The organism is Mesorhizobium sp. M7A.F.Ca.US.006.01.1.1 (genome assembly GCF_003997935.1).
Taxonomy (GTDB): Bacteria; Pseudomonadota; Alphaproteobacteria; order Rhizobiales; family Rhizobiaceae; genus Mesorhizobium.
Genome location: NZ_RZQL01000004.1, coordinates 38,047 through 54,930, shown reverse-complemented (window position 1 = coordinate 54,930; position 16,884 = coordinate 38,047). Strand labels below are relative to the sequence as shown.

At 63.1% G+C, this 16,884-nt stretch carries 19 protein-coding genes; 7 read left to right on the top strand and 12 right to left on the bottom strand.

All coding sequences use genetic code 11. From position 1 onward, the window contains the following. The 8 genes from flgG to EN943_RS01610 form a co-directional block, all read right to left on the bottom strand. Positions 1-789: a flagellar basal-body rod protein FlgG gene (flgG, locus tag EN943_RS01645; RefSeq protein ID WP_013529795.1), complete on the bottom strand. Its 789-nt coding sequence runs from the start codon at positions 787-789 to the stop codon at positions 1-3. A gap of 11 nt (positions 790-800) precedes the next feature. Continuing rightward, entirely contained in the window at positions 801-1,127 is a 327-nt protein-coding gene (locus tag EN943_RS01640; RefSeq protein WP_023810002.1) for a flagellar hook-basal body complex protein FliE, read from the bottom strand. After that, on the bottom strand, positions 1,127-1,543 hold the full coding sequence (gene flgC / locus EN943_RS01635; protein ID WP_013529797.1) for a flagellar basal body rod protein FlgC: 417 nt from the start codon (positions 1,541-1,543) through the stop codon (positions 1,127-1,129). The genes EN943_RS01640 and flgC overlap by 1 nt, the downstream gene beginning before the upstream one ends. A gap of 2 nt (positions 1,544-1,545) precedes the next feature. Continuing rightward, positions 1,546-1,926, bottom strand: coding sequence for a flagellar basal body rod protein FlgB (flgB, locus tag EN943_RS01630; RefSeq protein WP_127257833.1), 381 nt, complete (start codon positions 1,924-1,926; stop codon positions 1,546-1,548). Positions 1,927-2,006: 80 nt separating this feature from the next. Beyond that, positions 2,007-2,846 (bottom strand): hypothetical protein, encoded by an 840-nt coding sequence (locus EN943_RS01625; RefSeq protein ID WP_127411256.1) that lies wholly within the window; start codon positions 2,844-2,846, stop codon positions 2,007-2,009. Beyond that, the gene (fliI, locus tag EN943_RS01620; protein WP_127411255.1) at positions 2,833-4,251 is read right to left on the bottom strand and encodes a flagellar protein export ATPase FliI; all 1,419 of its coding nucleotides are present in this window, start codon (positions 4,249-4,251) and stop codon (positions 2,833-2,835) included. Before fliI ends, EN943_RS01625 begins: the two co-directional genes overlap by 14 nt. A 3-nt stretch (positions 4,252-4,254) precedes the next feature. Continuing rightward, on the bottom strand, positions 4,255-4,977 hold the full coding sequence (gene flgF, locus EN943_RS01615; protein WP_127411254.1) for a flagellar basal-body rod protein FlgF: 723 nt from the start codon (positions 4,975-4,977) through the stop codon (positions 4,255-4,257). 7 nt (positions 4,978-4,984) lie between these two features. After that, positions 4,985-6,106, bottom strand: a complete 1,122-nt coding sequence (locus tag EN943_RS01610; protein WP_127411253.1) for a DUF1217 domain-containing protein — start codon at positions 6,104-6,106, stop codon at positions 4,985-4,987. Between the two features lie 146 nt (positions 6,107-6,252). On the opposite strand from EN943_RS01610, the gene motA reads away from it, so the two are divergent. Genes motA through EN943_RS01580 form a run of 6 tightly spaced genes read left to right on the top strand, consistent with a single transcriptional unit; the run spans position 6,253 to position 11,091 of the window. Beyond that, positions 6,253-7,128, top strand: a complete 876-nt coding sequence (gene motA, locus EN943_RS01605; protein WP_127411252.1) for a flagellar motor stator protein MotA — start codon at positions 6,253-6,255, stop codon at positions 7,126-7,128. Positions 7,129-7,160: 32 nt separating this feature from the next. Next, complete coding sequence (locus tag EN943_RS01600) at positions 7,161-8,108, top strand: FliM/FliN family flagellar motor switch protein (protein ID WP_127411251.1); 948 nt, start codon at positions 7,161-7,163, stop codon at positions 8,106-8,108. A gap of 16 nt (positions 8,109-8,124) precedes the next feature. After that, on the top strand, positions 8,125-8,511 hold the full coding sequence (gene fliN / locus EN943_RS01595; protein ID WP_023809994.1) for a flagellar motor switch protein FliN: 387 nt from the start codon (positions 8,125-8,127) through the stop codon (positions 8,509-8,511). Between the two features lie 43 nt (positions 8,512-8,554). After that, a complete protein-coding gene (locus tag EN943_RS01590) occupies positions 8,555-9,565 on the top strand; it encodes a flagellar motor switch protein FliG (protein ID WP_127411250.1) in 1,011 nt (336 codons plus the stop codon). A gap of 9 nt (positions 9,566-9,574) precedes the next feature. Continuing rightward, on the top strand, positions 9,575-10,657 hold the full coding sequence (flhB, locus tag EN943_RS01585; protein ID WP_127320968.1) for a flagellar biosynthesis protein FlhB: 1,083 nt from the start codon (positions 9,575-9,577) through the stop codon (positions 10,655-10,657). Next, positions 10,654-11,091 carry a hypothetical protein gene (locus EN943_RS01580; RefSeq protein ID WP_023809991.1) on the top strand — a complete coding sequence of 146 codons (438 nt, stop codon included), beginning with the start codon at positions 10,654-10,656 and terminating at the stop codon, positions 11,089-11,091. Before flhB ends, EN943_RS01580 begins: the two co-directional genes overlap by 4 nt. Positions 11,092-11,125: 34 nt before the next feature. Here EN943_RS01580 and EN943_RS01575 read toward each other — a convergent pair whose 3' ends face one another. The 4 genes from EN943_RS01575 to EN943_RS01560 all read right to left on the bottom strand — a co-directional run bounded on the left by EN943_RS01575 (position 11,126) and on the right by EN943_RS01560 (position 14,975). Further along, entirely contained in the window at positions 11,126-11,896 is a 771-nt protein-coding gene (locus EN943_RS01575; protein WP_127411249.1) for a helix-turn-helix transcriptional regulator, read from the bottom strand. Beyond that, on the bottom strand, positions 11,893-12,603 hold the full coding sequence (locus EN943_RS01570) for a helix-turn-helix transcriptional regulator (protein WP_127411248.1): 711 nt from the start codon (positions 12,601-12,603) through the stop codon (positions 11,893-11,895). The genes EN943_RS01575 and EN943_RS01570 overlap by 4 nt, the downstream gene beginning before the upstream one ends. 552 nt (positions 12,604-13,155) lie before the next feature. Then, entirely contained in the window at positions 13,156-14,187 is a 1,032-nt protein-coding gene (locus EN943_RS01565; RefSeq protein WP_127411247.1) for a histone deacetylase family protein, read from the bottom strand. Between the two features lie 26 nt (positions 14,188-14,213). Continuing rightward, positions 14,214-14,975: a TetR/AcrR family transcriptional regulator gene (locus tag EN943_RS01560; protein ID WP_245475560.1), complete on the bottom strand. Its 762-nt coding sequence runs from the start codon at positions 14,973-14,975 to the stop codon at positions 14,214-14,216. Positions 14,976-15,129: 154 nt separating this feature from the next. Here EN943_RS01560 and EN943_RS01555 point away from each other — a divergent pair, with 154 nt between their 5' ends. After that, a complete protein-coding gene (locus EN943_RS01555) occupies positions 15,130-16,809 on the top strand; it encodes an amidohydrolase (RefSeq protein ID WP_127411246.1) in 1,680 nt (559 codons plus the stop codon). Positions 16,810-16,884: the final 75 nt, after the last annotated feature.

The following is a 16,884-nucleotide window of genomic DNA, read 5'->3' as shown; positions in this document are numbered from 1 at the left end:
TTACCTGATGTTCTTGGAGACCACGGAGGCCATGTCGTCGGCGGCCTGGATGACCTTGGAGTTCATCTCATAAGCGCGCTGCGCCGAGATCAGCTCGGTGATTTCCTTGACCGGGTCGACGTTGGAGGCTTCGAGATAGCCCTGCTGGATGGTGGCAAAGCCGGGATCGCCAGGCACGCCGACATTGGCCGGCCCCGAAGCCGTGGTTTCCTGGAACAGATTGTCGCCGAGCGGCGCCAGGCCGGCCTCGTTGGCGAAATTGGCGATCTGAAGCTGACCGAGGTTCTGCAGGTCGGTCTGGCCGTCGATGCGGGCGAAGACCTGGCCGGTCTTGTTGACGATGACCTCGACGGCATCCACGGGGACATTGATTGCCGGAATGACGGCAGCGCCGTCGACCGTCACCAACTGGCCGGTGGCGTTGGTGTTGAGAGCTCCGGCGCGGCTGTAGAGCGTGCCGCCGTCGGCACCCTCGATCTGAAACCAGCCCCTGCCGGTTAGCGCCAGGTCGAAACTGTTGCCGGTGCTGGTCAGTTCGCCCTGTGTGTGCACGTTGCGCACGGCCGTCGTCTTGACGCCGAGGCCGATCGAGACGCCCTCCGGCACCAGCGAGGCGTTGGAGCGGTTGGGCACGCCCTGCGTGCGGTCGACCTGATAGAGCAGGTCGGAGAATTCGGCACGGGCGCGCTTGTAGCCGGTGGTGTTGATGTTGGCGATGTTGTTGGCGATGACTTCCAGATTTGTCTGCTGGGCATTCATGCCGGTGGCGGCGATGGCGAGTGCTTTCATGGCGGAATTCCTCAGATGCCCATTCGACTGACTTCGAGATACGCGGAAACCACCTTGTCGCGGATGGCGACGGCGGTCTGAAGCGCCTGCTGCGCGCTCATCACGGCGTCGACCACCTGACGGGTGTCGGCGTCGCCCTTGAGCGCCTGCATCGATACCTGCTCGGCATTCTGCATCGTGTCGACGGTCTTGGAGGCTGCCTGGCTCAGCGCCTCAGCAAAGGAGGTGCCGACATTGCCGCCGGCCGAGGGTGTCGCGCCGCCCTGGAGCAGGCTTGTCGCCGTGTCATCGCCGCCGATCGACGGCTTGAACTGAAGGGCTCCGATACCGCTGATCATTACTGGTTCCTCATCAGGTCGATGGTCATGGAGATCAGGTCGCGGGCCTGCTTGACGACCTGAAGGTTGGCCTCGTAGGAGCGGTTGGCCTCGGTCATGTCGGCCATTTCGATCAGCACGTTGACGTTGGGCATCTTGACGTAGCCCTTCTCGTCGGCTGCCTCGTTGCCGGGCTGGAACTCGACTGGAAAGTCGCTGGGGTCTCGATCGATCGAATTCACCGCAACCGTTGAGCTGCCGGAGGCCCGGTCAAGCTCGGAGACGAAGCTGATGGTCTTGCGGCGATAAGGATCGGAGCCGGGCGCGGTGCCGGTCGACTGGGCGTTGGCCAGGTTTTCGGAAACCACGCGCAGGCGCTCCGACTGGGCGCCGAGGCCGGATGCTGCGACTTTGAGGGCTGCGGTCAGTGCGTCCATGGTCAGCTCTTCACCGCCATCATCATCATCGTATGAAACGCCTTGACGATCGCCGTGTTGAGTTCAAAGGAGCGGCGCACCTCGCCGGCTTTCAGCAACTGGTCTTCCAGCACGACGGAGTTCTTGGACGGCATGACGACGCCGTCATCCTCTTGCGGCTTGATGGTGAAGCCGGCATTGGTCGCTGCATTGCCGAGATGGCCGGCCTGAGTGGCCTGCAGCGATACGGCGGCGCGGTCGAGCACCTTTTCGAATGGCTCGACGTCGTTTGCCGTATAGCCTGGCGTGTTGGCATTGGCGATGTTGCCGGCGACTGCCGACTGGCGCACGGCCAGCCATTGCGCTTGCTTGGCGGCGAGGTCGAAAAGGGAAACGGGCTCCATGGGAATCTCCAAGCAGGTACCCAGAGACTAGGCCGCCAGTCTTGCGCGGGCCTTGCGGATGGCCGGAAGCCTGAGATCGTTTATTTGGAGAGTTCGATCACCTGGTCGGCACTGGTGACCATGACCCATTTGCCGTTGCGCTGCTCGATGGAGGATACCTGGCTGGAGTCAGGCAGTATCGAGCCGCGCTGGACGATCCAGAGGCCAGCGTCGTCCTGGATCATGGCACGGCCGTTGGCGACATGAACCATGCGGAATTTCGCCGCGTCGGCCGGAAACGGTTGCTCTTCGGATGCGGCTGCGGGATTGGCATCATCCCGCACCGTCCCCGTGGCAAGAAGATCGAGATTGGCCGCGGGAACGTCCTTTGCCGTCAGCGGCGCGCTGCGTTGCGCGACCACGCCGCCGCCCGCTCGCCCGGAATTGGAGCCTGTGCCGCCGAACTTCATCGCCTGGACGCCAAACTGGTCCTGGTTGAAGAAGATGTACCAGGGAAACAGGGCGCAGATCAGGCCGAGCGTGATGCCGAGCGCGGCAATGACGAAATCGCTGCGTCGGTCAGACTTCTTCTTCAGCCGGGGAAACGGTGCCTTTGGTGGCTGCGGCCATTCGGTGCGCGGGAACAGCCCGTCGATCAGCGAGTCGCGGCTGGCCTGCGTCATCTCGGCAGCCACCACCTGGGGAGCCCTCGGCAGAGCGGGTTCGACGGGCTTGGCCAGATCAGGATCGGCTCTGCCAGCCCGTGGCAGGATTGGCTTGACGGCTCTGGCCAGAACGGCCTCCGCTTTGGCTGCGATGGCACGGGCGGCCTGTGCCTTGGCAGTTCTCGCTTCGTCCGCCTCGGCTTGCTCCGCGGCATTAGCCTCGGCGATCATGTCGCGCAGGATGCGCTCGGTATATTCGCGTTCAGTCTCCGGCATCGGCGTTCAGCTTGCTCTTGAGGTGGCGGGCGAGATCGGAGAAAGGGTCGGCCGACGGGCGATCCTTCGGCGCTTGCGTCAGCGCCTCATAGATCAGCGGCACCTGGCGCACGGCGATGTCGAGTTCGGCATCGACGCCGCCCTGATAGGCCCCGAGCAACCGGATGTCGCGCGTGTCCTCGAAGCGCGAGATCATCGACTTCAGCCTTGTCACCAGCGCGCGCTGTTCGACGCTCCAGGCCTTTCCGGCCAACCGCGATATGGACGACAGCGGGTTGACGGGGGGATAGCGACCCTGTTCGGCGATCGCGCGGTCGAGCACGACATGGCCGTCGAGGATGCCGCGCACGGAATCGGCGACCGGGTCGTTGTGGTCGTCACCGTCGACCAGCACCGAAATGATGGCGGTGATCGATCCCCTACCTTCAACTCCGGGGCCTTCCGTACCCGGCCCGGCGCGTTCGAGCAGCTTCGGCAGTTCGGTGAACACCGAGGCCGGGTAGCCGCGGGCGACCGGCGGCTCGCCGGTACCCGTCGCCACCTCACGCAGGGCGTGAGCGAAGCGGGTGATCGAATCCAGGACCAGCAAAACCCGATGCCCCTGGTCGCGAAAATGCTCGGCGACGCGCATGGCGGTGTCCGGCGCACGCCGACGCATCATGGCGCTTTCGTCGCTGGTGGCGACGACGGCGACGGTCTTGGCCATGCTGTCGCCGATCGTGTCCTCGAGGAATTCACGCACTTCGCGGCCGCGTTCGCCGATGAGCGCCACCACGACGGTATCGAATGCGTCGGCGCCAGCAAGCATGGCAAGCAGCGTCGACTTGCCGACGCCGGAGCCGGCGAAGATACCGAGGCGCTGGCCGAAGCAGAGCGGCGTGAAGATGTCGATGACCTTGACGCCGGTCATGAAGGCAGTGCCGACGCGTTGCCGCGCCATGGCTCCCGGCGTCGTCTGGACGCCGCGCGTCGTGTCGTCTCCCCGGGTGAGCGGCGGGCCGCCATCGATCGCCCTGGTGAGTGCGTCGATGGTGCGGCCGCGCCACGAGGCATGCGGCGCCACCACGAGCGGACCGCGGCGGAATACGGCATCCCCGATGCCGGAATCGGCGCTGCGTTCGAAGGGCGCCACGACGGCCTCGTCGCGGCCGATCTTGACGATCTCGCCGCGGCGCGCACCGGCATGGCCCGGCTGCTCGACGATATCGCCCAGCCTGGCGAAGCCGGAAAGGCCGTGCACCTTGTAGTGGGTGGGCGTGACCTCGATGACGCGGCCGCCGCGCTTGAGCAGCGCCTCGGCGTCGGCGAAACGCCGCCAGACCCGTTCCAGCGCGGCAAGCCGGTCTTCCGGTGCCGGCTGGAGTTGTCTTTCGAGTGCGCGCAGAGATGGCTGGTCGAGCGACATGGATTATTTCGAGCCGAGCGTCTTGATCGCCTCGTCGGTGGACGAGTCGGTCTGCCGCATCAGGGCGGCGGTGTTCTCGAAGGCGCGCTGGACCATGATCAGCCGGGTGATCTCCAGCACCGGATTGACATTGGACTCTTCGAGAAAACCCTGGGCAACGCCGATATCCGAGCGGTCGGTGACAGGCTCCGGGGTGCGTGCCGGAACGATGCCGGAATTGCCGTAGCGGACGAAGTTCGGGCCTGGATCGAAATTGTAGAGACCGATCGAGCCGACAAGCTGATCGTTCTGGCGCAACGAACCATCGGCCCCGGCCTTGGGCGGACCGTTGCGGGGGTCAAGCTGAATCGGCGAGCCGCCCGCATCGAGCACCGGGTGGCCCTCGAGCGACATCAGCTCGCCGTTCTCGTTCATCGAAAAGCGTCCGTCGCGGGTCATGACGGTGCCGACCGGCGTCTCTATGGCGAACCAGGCATCGCCCTGGACGGCGAAATCGAAGGGATTGCCGGTCTCGCTCAAGGCACCGTGGGCGCCGGAAAGGTAGGTCTTGCCCGGAGAGGCGAAGGATACCGATTTCTGCCCGGTGCCGGAGACGACGTCCTCGAACTTCACACCGGTGGCGCGAAAGCCGATCGTCGAGGCGTTGGCGACGTTGTCGGCGATGGTGTCGAGGCGCCGCTCGAGCGCGATCTGCGACGAAAGGGCGACGTACAGGCTGTCCCGCATGATGGTCTCAGAACCTCAATTTCTGCATGGCCATCATCAGGTCGGTGGAGATGCCGACGGTGAGTGGCTGGGCAAACAGCACGCTGACCGAGGTGAGGGCCGATGAAGTCGGGTGGTTGATCTCGTACATGCTGGTGAAGCGCGTCAGGAACTTGCCGAGTTTCTCGGGGTCGGAGAAATCCGAGATGTCGAGTTTTTGCTCGAACAGCTGCGCCTGCTTGTCGACATCGGCGGTGGCGAAGGAATCAGGCAGGCCGAGCACGGTGCGCACGACACTGGCAAGCGCGGTGTCGGCCAGCACGTCGTACCAGCTGGTGATGGTTGGGGCCTTGCGATCGAAATAAAGCGCCAGCCGCACACCCTGGTTGGTCTGACCGGCATCCTCTTCGAGGGTCTGGCGCATGTATTTGTCGACGGTCGGCTGCTGCGCCGGATTGATGGTGGTGGTGTTTTCGCCATAGGCTTCGAAGTTGAAGGCGGAGGCAAGCGCGGCATAGGTCTTGTCCGTCATCTTGTTGGCGACGCTGTCGGGGTCGCGGACGCCGCCCTGCAGCACCCGCTTGATGAGGTCCTTGTCCTCCGTCGCCGAATCGAGGCCGAATGATGCCAGCGCGTATGTGTAAAGCCGGTTGTTCGACATCAGATCGTCGATCGACTTCACCTTGGTGATGTTGGCGAGATAGTATGTCGTCTCGCCCTTCACATAGGCCGAATCCGGATCGAGGCCGGCGATTTTCGCCTGCGTGGCGTAGTTCTTGGTCACCATCTGCTGCGTCTTGTTATAGATGGTCGCATCGGCGCCATTGGCGGCGAAGTTGAAGGCGCTGACGAATTCGGGGTAGCGCTTGTCGGTCAGCTTGTTGGCGAAGCTGTCGGGATCGGAGACGCCTTCCTTGAGTGCCTTGACCATGAACGCCTTGGCATAGTCCATGTCCTCCAGCCCGTAGGCCTTCATGGCATACTTGAACAAACGGTCGTTTTTGACGAAATCGTCGATCGATTTCACCTTGGTGATGTTGGCGAGATAATATTTGGTGTCGCGATCAACCACGGGCTGCTGCTCGATCCTGTCGATCGATTTTGAAATGTCCTTGGTGATGAGCTGGTAGCTGGTAAAGGTATTGAGCAAAGACGTGCCTCCGGCCGAAGCTATGCCGGCACAATACCCCTACTTCCTTGCGCGAAACTGAATCGCTTCCACGTCCTCGATTCAAGCCTCACACAAGGCACGGGGACTATCCCTAGCTCCTGATGTGAAATGCGGAAGGACCTGTCGTGGGCATTCTGATTGGACTGGTGGTAACGCTCGGCTGCGTCCTTGGCGGCTTCATGGCCATGGGCGGCCATCTTCACGTGCTGATCCAGCCGTGGGAGGCCGTGATCATCTGTGGTGCGGCTTTTGGCACCTTCCTCGTTGCCAATCCGATGAAGACGGTCAAGGACACCGGCAAGGGCATTCTCGAAGCCTTCAAGCAGGCAGTGCCGAAGGAACAGGACTATCTCGAAACGCTCGGCGTGCTGCACTCTCTGATGCGCGAGCTGCGCTCGAAATCCCGCAGCGAAGTCGAGGCGCATATCGACAATCCGGAAGAGTCAGCGATTTTCCAGGCGTTCCCAACCGTGCTGCATAACCACGACCTGACGCATTTCATCTGCGATTACTGCCGTATCATCATCATCGGCAATGCCCGCTCGCACGAGATCGAGGCGCTGATGGACGAAGAAATCCAGACCATCAGGTCCGACAAGATGAAGGCCTATCACGCGCTGGTGGCGGTGGGTGACGGCTTGCCGGCGCTAGGCATCGTCGCCGCCGTGCTGGGCGTAGTCAAGGCGATGGGCGCGCTCGACCAGTCGCCGGAAATCCTCGGCGGTTTGATTGGTGCCGCACTTGTCGGAACGTTCCTCGGCATCTTCCTGTCCTATTCGGTGGTCGGGCCGGTCGCCACCAAGATCAAGACAGTGCGCGAGAAGAAGAACCGCCTTTATATCATCGTCAAGCAGACGCTGTTGGCCTACATGAACGGCGCGCTGCCGCAGGTGGCGATCGAGTTCGGCCGCAAGACCATCTCGTCCTATGAACGGCCGACGATCGACGCGGTCGAGCAGAGCACGATGAATACCGGCATTGTCGAAAAGAAGGCCGCCTGAACGATGCGCGACAGATCGGTCCCGGCACTGTCATGACCAGCCTGGGCAGTCCAGCGGAAGCGCGCTCGCTGATCATCGAGCGTCTGGTCGGCGACAGCGGCGAGGCCACGCAGGTCATCGACGCAGGCCGCGCCATGGCCGAACGCGCCGTACCGCTGTTGCAGAAAAGCCTGACCAGCGAGCTTGGCGTTCCGGTCGTCGTCGATCTCAAAGCGATCGAGGTCAGCCGCGTTCCCGAGGCGCGTTCGCGTGCCGGCGACACGTTTGCCATGACCGTGATCGGCTCGTCCGCGTCCTCCGATGCGATGACCCTGGTGATCGATGCTCCGGCGATCGCGATCATGGTCTGCACGCTGTTCGGCGGCGATCCGGATCTGCCGGTCTCGCCGATCGAGCGCGATCTGTCGCAGATCGAAATTGATGTCTCGACCATGGTTTTCCAGCAGGTCGCGCAGGCCCTCAACGGATCGGGAAAGCGTTCGCTCGACCTGCGCCTGCCCGCGCCGCGAGCAATGTCTGGCACCGAGGCGAAGCGGTATGTGCTGCGCGATGGCGCGGCAATCCGCATCGTGCTTGGCATTTCGACGCTGGCCGACAGTGGCACCGTCACGGTGACGATGCCACAGCGCGTCGTGCTGGCCAGCCGCGACGGAGCCGTGCCTGTCGCCGACGACGATCACGGCCCCAGCTGGCGCGCCCGCTTTTCGGAAGAGGTGATGCGTTCCACCGTGGCGCTCGAGGCCACGATGCCGCTGGCGCGGTTGACGCTCGGCGACCTCGCCGGTTTCGAAATCGGCGACGTCATCGAATTCGAGGAAACGGCCCAATCCCAGGCGCGTCTCAGCGCACGGGGCAAGACGCTGTTCGTATGCGAGTTCGGCAAACTGGGACAGAATTACACCGTCCGGATCAGGCATCCTTACGACGCCGGGCAGGACTTTATCGACGGGCTGATGCCGGCTGCCGCCGGACGCGCCTGAGCATTTGGAGACGATCATGGCCAAAACCAAGGCGGAAGCCGACCTCGACCAGCCGGACGAGCAGCTCGACCGTGCCATCGAAGAGTTGCGCGGTGTCCTGCATGAAGAGGAGCAACGCCCCGATGCGGCGTTCAGGGCGGCCTCATCAGCCAATTCGAGCGTGATCATGAACATCCCCGTCGATGTCCAGATCATCCTCGGCAGCACCGAGATGCCGGTCTCCGATCTGATGGCGCTGCAGAAAGGGTCGACCGTGGCGCTCAATCGCCGCATCGGGGAACCTGTCGACGTCGTGGTCAACGGCCGCAAGATCGCGCGTGGCGAGATCACCGTGCTGGAAAGCGATCCGTCGCGTTTCGGCATCAGGCTGACCGAAATCATCGCCGGCACGAAGGGCGCCTAGACATGGTTTGCGGGGCTTGCCGGTGGCAGCGGAGGCGAGTGGCATGACGACGCCGGTGACCTTGACCCGCGCGCAGAAGGCGGCCGCCATACTTGTGGCGATGGGCAAGCCGTCGGCCAGCCGCCTGCTGAAATTCTTCAAGCAGGAAGAACTGAAGGCCCTGGTCGAGGGCGCCCGCCTGCTGCGGACGATTCCGCAAAGCGATCTCGAACGTATCGTTGCCGAGTTCGAGGCCGAGTTCACGGAAGGGGCGGGATTGCTTGATTCCGCCGACAGGATGGACACCATCCTCAACGAATCGCTCTCGCCCGAAGAGATGAGCGCGATCATGGGCGACAAGAAATTCGAGGTCGCACCGGAGGGCCCGCCGCCGATCTGGCCCGAACTCGAAAAGCTCGAACCGGCGCGGCTTGGTGCCTTCCTGGCCGGTGAGCATCCGCAGACGGCGGCCATGGTGTTGTCGAAGCTGGCGCCGCAGGTGGCGGCCAACGTGCTGCTGACACTGACCAAGCCGATGCGTGGAGAAATCATCAAGCGCATGGTGACGATGGCCAATGTTCCCGACGCTGCCGCCAGGATCGTCGAAAACCGGCTGCGCACCAGCGTGCTGGCGGAAACCTCGACCAAGGACACCTCGGCCGGGCAGGCGCGTGTCGCCAGCGTTCTCAACGAACTCGACAAGCCGCTGCTCGAGGAGGTCATGCAGGATCTGGAAGCCGCCGGCACGCCTGATCTCGACGGCGTGAGGGCGCGGCTGTTTGCTTTCGACGACTTGCCGCTGCTCACCCAGAAAGCGCGAGTGCTGCTGTTTGACGGACTGTCGACCGAATTGGTCACGCTGGCCCTGCGCGGCACTTCGGCCGCACTCGCGGAATCGGTGCTGTCGGCCATCGGCGCCCGCTCGCGGCGCATGATTGAAGCCGAACTCGGGCAGGGCTCGGACGGGGTCCCTCTCGCCGACATTACGGCGGCCCGCAAGACGATCGTGACGACAACGATCCGGCTGTCGCGCGAAGGCGCCTTCGAACTACCCTCGACCCAAGACGCCGCCTAAGACCGCGCCATGGCTGACGCGGTCGACAAGGATTCGAAAACCGAAGAGGCGACGGAAAAGAAGATCCGCGACACCATCGAACAGGGCAAACTGCCCCATTCGCGGGAGACAGCGCTCCTTGCCTCGTTCGTTGCCATACTGGTGTTCACCGTCTTCTACGCCAAGGATGCGATCATCGATCTCGGCATGTTCCTGTCGATGTTCCTGGAGAAGCCGGAAGCCTGGCCGATGGACACCGAGACCGACGTCATCGCGCTCTACAAGATCGTCCTCCTCGAGGTTGGCCGCGCCGTCCTGAGCCTGATGGTGCTGCTGACCGTCGCCGGCATCGGCGCCTCGGTGTTCCAGAACATGCCGCAATTCGTAGGCGAGCGGATCCGGCCGCAACTCTCGCGCATCTCGATCGCCAAGGGGTGGAACAGGCTGTTCGGCATCCAGGGTTGGGTCGAGTTCCTGAAGTCACTCGGCAAGGTCGGGTTTGCCATCGTCGTGCTGAGCTTCACGCTATCGGAAGACCACCGAAAGCTGCTCGCCGGGATGATCACCAATCCGGTCGCCTTCGGTCTCGTCATCCGCGGCATCGCCGTCGACATACTGGTGGCGATCGTCTTCGTCATGGGGCTGATCGCGGCAATCGACATCGTCTGGTCGCGCTTCCACTGGAAGCAGGATCTGCGCATGAGCAAGCAGGAGGTCAAGGACGAGTTCAAACAGTCCGAGGGCGACCCGATCGTCAAGTCGCGGCTGCGCTCGCTGGCGCGCGACCGGGCGCGCAAGCGGATGATGACGGCGGTGCCGCGCGCGACGCTGATCATCGCCAACCCAACGCACTTCTCGATCGCGCTGAAATATGTGCGAGACGAGGACTCGGCACCCATGGTGCTGGCCAAGGGCCAGGATCTGGTGGCGCTGAAAATCCGCGAGATCGCGCGGGAACACAACATCCCGGTCTTCGAGGACGTGGCGCTCGCCCGCTCCATGTACAAGCAAGTTTCGGTCGATAGTGTGATCCCGTCACAATTCTACCAGGCCGTCGCCGAACTGGTGCGGATCGTCTACTCGAAAAAGGCTGAGCGCAGACAGATTTCATGAACCGGCAACCGCACGCAAAATCTCGCGAGATCATCGTCGCCAGCGCCATCGAGCAGGTGGTGGGGGAACTCAGGCTGATCGATGTCGCCGACTACATCGCCTTTATCCGGCTGGAGCATTTCGCGTGCCTGTCGGACCTGGTCGATTCAGCGGTCGAGTTGTTCTTCATGCCGGGCACTCTGCGGCTCGGCCATGGTGGTGAGGCGCATGTCGACTGGAGCGGCAGCCCGCGCATCGTGCTCGATCTGGAACTGAGACCGCCCGGCGTCACCGTGTATTTTCAGCTGACGCTGAGCGAGCTCGGCGCTTCGGTGGCGGTCAACTACGTGTCGTTCGAGAAGCCGGGCGAAGACCCGGAGCACAATACGGCGCTGCTCGAGGCGGTGATCGAAGAGGCGCGTATCCGCAAGGTCGAGCCGCTCGCCTATCGCTGACCATCGGTCGCTTTCGAAGCGCTGCCGAATTCCCCTATTCGATCAAGCCCAGCCGCAGCGCCTTGGCAACGGCCTGGTTGCGATTGACGGCGTTGAGCTTCTGGGTCGACTGGGTCAGATACTGGTTGGCGGTGTGCACCGACAGTTTCAGGAGTCGCGCGATCTCCTCGCTGGTGTTGCCGTTGGCGGTCAGCTTCAGGCATTCGAGTTCGCGTTTGGAGATTGCGCGCATGCGGCCGGCATCGCCCGGACGGATGCGGGCGACGGCGGCGAACAGCGAAAAGCAGCGGGCGTGTATTTCGTAGAGCGCATCCTGCTGCAAGGTCATCTCCGAGCCCAGGAACACGACAAGGCCGCATTGGCCGCGGTCGGCGTGCACGGGAAAAGCGATGCCGCTGGTTCCGGGCGCCAGCGCCGCCATCCGCTCGGTCCAGGCGAGATTGCCAAACAGCTCCGCCATGGCGGCGACGCCGTCATCCGTCCACCAGCGCGGTTCGGTCGAGAGGCGGGTGTGGCGCACGATCTCCTCGCCGTTGGCGCCTGAGATGAACTTGGTCGCCACGGCAATGCTGGGATAGTCGGAATCAAAGCATGGCACGAGCCGCGCCCGCTCGGGCGAAGGGCTTACGAAGAAGAGGCCGAAGGCCGAGGCATTCATGTCAACGGCGATCCAGCGGCAGCGGCGCACGGCATCGGGAATGGTGACCGCGTGATGGGTTTCGGAGCCAAGGGTGAAGGCCCCGAACGGGTTGCGTTGCTCGTTGAAAAGGGCTTCGGCCGTTTCCTTGATATCGGCGTGTTTCAAATGATGCCGCTCCTGATCGCCGTGGCGATGGCCATCGCGCGGTTGCTGGCCGCGAATTTCTGGATGGCGTGGGTGATGTAGCTGTTGACGGTGTTGGAGGAGACGCCAAGGATGACGGCGACCTCGTCGGTGGTCTTGCCTTCGGAAACCCAGAACAGGCATTCGCGCTCGCGATCCGACAACGGATCCTGCATGGCGGCGGCGGCAATCAGTTGCGGGATGTGCGAGAGCGCGTAACAGCATTTCAGTTGCGCCCGCATTAACGCCGGCTGGTCGATGCTGCCGGCGGTCGCCGCAGAGAATAGGGCGAACAGGCGCTGGCGACCGACATTAAGGCGCAGCGAATAGATCTCGGCATGGCCGAGCACGTCGAGAAGTCGGGCCTCCTCGCCGGTGACCAATCCGTCTGCTTCTGGTGCCTGAGATGCCACCAGCGGCTGTGGGCGGATGCCTGGCGCGACGGTGAGCGCGCCTTGCGCAAGCCCGGCGATCAGCCGCTTGCCGATCAGTTCGATGGCATCGAAAATCCAGTTGGAGGAGACGATGCGCGCATCGTTGCGGTCCTGGTCGTGGACGATGGCGACCAACATGTAGCTGTCGGCGCCGATCTCGGCGGTCAGTTGCATGAAAAAGCTGGTGAGATCGCCGCGCGACGTCAGGCGCGAGCCCAATGTGTCGGATTGAAGAAGTGCGGCGGGACTGCTCATTCTTGTTGCTTTTGGCCGGAATCGTTTCTGCTGTCCGGATGCTGGAAGCCAGCCGCCGAACCCGAATACGCATTACTTTGACGAAGACACACGCGTGGCGCAGGGCTGCGCCGAACCAAATCCCGAATCCATTCAGGGAACGCGAAGCCGTCCGCGTCTGGTGCCGGAAAAGCTCCGGAACAAGAGACTTTGGGTGGTCGCCGCGCCCCCCAAGGACCGGCTGATTCGGGTCTAATCTACCCGCAGTTGAATCTGACATCAAACGCGATTTGACAAAATCGAATCCGGTGGACTCAGGTGCGACTCAGAGGTCGGTTTTCGCACCCTGGACAGACGACCGGGACGCGAAAGTCTTCGCCGGCCATCTCGGTGGCTGGTCGATTTCGCCAGGCTCGGGAAGCATTGAACAGACGGGCGCGCCGGTTGCTGTGCCGAAGGCTGGTGCCTTGCCCGATAGTGGGAGCCGGGCGATGTTGCCGCCCGGTTACGGTGGTCCTTTGCTTATGCCTATCGTTGTCCCAAAACCGCTGGATGCTCCTGGACGACAGGCATTTACCGATCCTCGAACCCGGTCAGCACGCCGACCGCGTTGATGCCGATCTCCTCGACGGCATAGCCGCCTTCCATGACGAACAGCGTCGGCAGGCCGAGCCTGGCGATGCGGCGGCCGATCTTGGGATAATCAGATCTCTTCAGCTTGAACTGGCTGATCGGGTCCTTTTCGAACGTATCGACACCCAGCGAGACGATGACGACATCCGGTGCATAAGCGGTAAGCCTGGCGCAGGCATCCTCGAGCGAGGCGTTCCATGCATCCCAGTCGGTGCCGAAGGGCATCGGATAGTTGATGTTGAAGCCTTCGCCTTCGCCGGCGCCGCGTTCGTCGGCATGGCCGAGGAAGAACGGGTACTCGACCATCGGATCGCCATGCAGATTGACCACCTGGACGTCGGCACGGTCATAGAAGATCTCCTGCGTGCCGTTGCCGTGGTGATAGTCGACATCGAGGATCGAGATGCGTTTGGCGCCCTGGTCGCGGAACCATTGCGCGGCGACGGCGGCGTTGTTGATGTAGCAATAGCCGCCCATGAAGCCAGCCCCGGCATGGTGGCCGGGCGGACGGCAGAGCGCGAAGGCGGAAGCCGCGCCATCCTTGACCAGGCCGGCGGCGGTCAGCGCCACGTCGTAGGAAGACTTGATCGCCGCCCAGGTACCTTCGACGAAGGTGGCGCCGGCATCGAAGGAATAGTAGCCGAGCAGCGCGTCTATGCGTTTTGGCGGCACGTCGCCGCGCAGGCCGCGCGTCGGCCAGGTGAAGGGCATCGCCGTGCCCGTGAGGCCTGCTTCCAGCCATTGCGGCCAGACCGTCGGGAGAAAGTCGATATAGTCCGATTTGTGGATGCGCTTGGCGGCGGCGAGGTCATGTCCGTGCGGCGCGATGATGGGACCCAGTTTCTCGCTTTCGACCCGTGCCTTGATGAATTCGGCCCTCGAGGGCTTTTCGAAACCCGGCACGATGGCTGATGTGACCAGTTCCATTTGGCCGGCATGGCCGGCGTGCAGGGGGGAGAAAACAGTCTTCATAAATTCCTCTCGAAGTGTGAAATCAGTCAAGATTCAAGATTAAGATAAGGGCTCACCAGAGCGAGCCACATTCTTTCCACATCGTCCTCGATGAGGTCGTATGTCTTGCGGTCCCTTTTCAGCCCCACAAGCCGGCAGGCGTGCCCGACGTCCATCATCAGCACGCCGAGCCGGCTGGCGATCTTGTCTTCAAGCGCCGGGTTCACATGCTGCAGCCATGCGGCGTAGAGGGCGATGATCTGCTCGTCATATTCGTTCTGGATCGGCCTGAGGTCGGCGTTGCCTGAAATGGCCTCGATCACCGGCATCAGGCTGGCGTTTTCGAGGTAGAGTCTGGACGTGTCGATGAAGAGCTTGCGCACTTCGCGCCGAAACTCTTCACGGTTGGTGGGCGGGGCGACCTTGATACGCTTGGCGATCACCTCGGGAAAGGAGGACAGCCAGCGCCGGGCGAGGTCCAGAAGAATGGCTTCCTTGTTGGGGAAGTATTGGTAGATCGAACCAACCGACAAGCCTGCGCGCTGCGCAATGGCGAGCGTCGTCGGCGTCTTGGTTCCTTGCTCGCGCGTCAAGACCAGCGCTGCGTCGAGAATCCGGTCGACCACCTTGCTGGAGCGTTGTTGCCGCGGCTGCTTGCGCGGTTCGAGCGCTATCCTGGTTTTGCGGTCGAGACTGCGCTTCACTGTCCGATGTCCTCGTTCCCCGCCCGGTCTCAACATGGTGGGAGCTTGCTGTCCACAATACGTTCCAGATTCGGCATGTTGACAAACGCGAATAATCAGTCGCATTCTTTATCCACGCTGCCTCTTGGGATGACAAGGGGAATTTCCAAGACAGCGCGCTGGCATTCTTTTTCGTCCCGTGGCGCCGCTCCGGTGGAGTGGCAGGTCGTTGGACAAGAGGTTGTCGGTCTCAGTCAGTCGTCAAAAGCGCGGAGTCGCGATGTCTGTCACAGGTGCGGGTCACAATGCGGATCTGATCGTCATCAATGGTCGTGTACTGACCATCGACGACGACAATCCCACCGCCGAGGCCGTCGCCGTCAAGGACGGCGCAATCATCGCCATCGGCAGCCGCGCCTCCATCGAAGAGTTCAAGGGACCGGCCACCAAGGTAATCGACGCCAAGGGCGGCTCCGTCCTGCCGGGTTTCATCGAAGCCCACATGCATCTGTTTTCGGGCGGGGCTGAGCTTGCCCACCTTCAACTCACCGGTATCCATGGCTTCGAGGCGCTGCAGAAGGCGATCCGCGACTATGCGCCGAGCCGGCCCGACGCCAAGATGCTGGTCGGCCAGGGCGTCGACTACACCGTGCTCGGCAGCGAGCGCGTGACGCGCCACCACCTCGACGCCATTTTGCCCGATCGCCCGTTCTGCATGGCAGCGCCCGACCATCACACCATGTGGGCCAACACCAAGGCGCTGGAAATGGCCGGCATCCTGCAGGGGCGCACGCTTGGACCGGGCAATGAGATCGTCATGGGTGACGACGGACTGGCCGCGGGTGAATTGCGCGAGGGTGAGGCCTTTGGCCCGGTGCTCGACCTTGCCGGCGAAGGCCGGGTGCGGCTGGGGCTGTCGACCGGCGGCGAGCCGGACCCGATGCCGACCTCGGCCGAGCGGGACGCCGACCGCGACATCATGCGGCGCGGGCTCGCCTGGTGCGCCCGCCACGGTATCACCTCGATCCAGAACATGGACGGCAACCTCTATCAGCTTGAGCTGCTGGCCGAGATCGAAGCCGAGGAAGGCTTGCCCTGCCGCGTCAAGATCCCGTTCCACTACAAGAATTTCATGACGCTCGACATGCTCGACAAGGCGTCTGATATGGCCGAACGCTACAACAGCGAATGGCTGTCGTCGGGCATGGTCAAGGTGTTCTACGACGGCGTTCTCGATTCCTGGACAGCTGTCATGGTCGAGCCATACGCCGACCGGCCCGATTGGGTGGGCGAGCCTCTGTTCACGCCGCAACAATTCATCGATTTGGCCGTCGCGGCCGACAGGCGCGGGCTGCAGATCGCCGTGCATTCGATCGGCGACGGCGCCGTGCGCGCGGTGCTCGACGGTTATGAGGCGGCGCAGAAGGCGAACGGCAAGCGCGACAGCCGTCACCGGGTCGAGCACATCGAGGTCACCACCGCTTCGGACGTGCCGCGTTTCGCCGAACTCGGCGTCATTGCCTCCATGCAACCGCCGCATCCGCCCGGCGCCATGGATTTTCCGCTGGAGCCGACGGTGTCGCGCATCGGGCCGGCGCGCTGGCCGCTGAGCTATGCCTGGCGGACCTTGAAGGATGCCGGCGCGCATGTCGTCTTCGCATCCGATTGGCCGGTGTCGCCGATCGATCCGATCCTGGGCATTCAGGCGGCAGTGTTGCGCAAACCGTGGGCAGAAAGCGACCCTGACCAGAGTTTCTCACTGCATGAAGCGATCGCGGGTTACACGATCGAGGGCGCCTACGCCGAGTTCGCCGAGCACCGCAAGGGCACGCTGAAATCAGGCTACATGGCCGATCTGGTGGTTTTATCGATGGATATCGAGAACACCGCCCCGGCCGATCTGCACAAGGTGCGGCCGGTGACGACGATTTGCGGCGGCAAGGTCACCTATCAGGCCTGACTATGGCATGGGGCTTGCAGGCCTCAATGACTGACTGAACTGTGACCCAATGCCGGGCTTGCCAACCCACCGGCC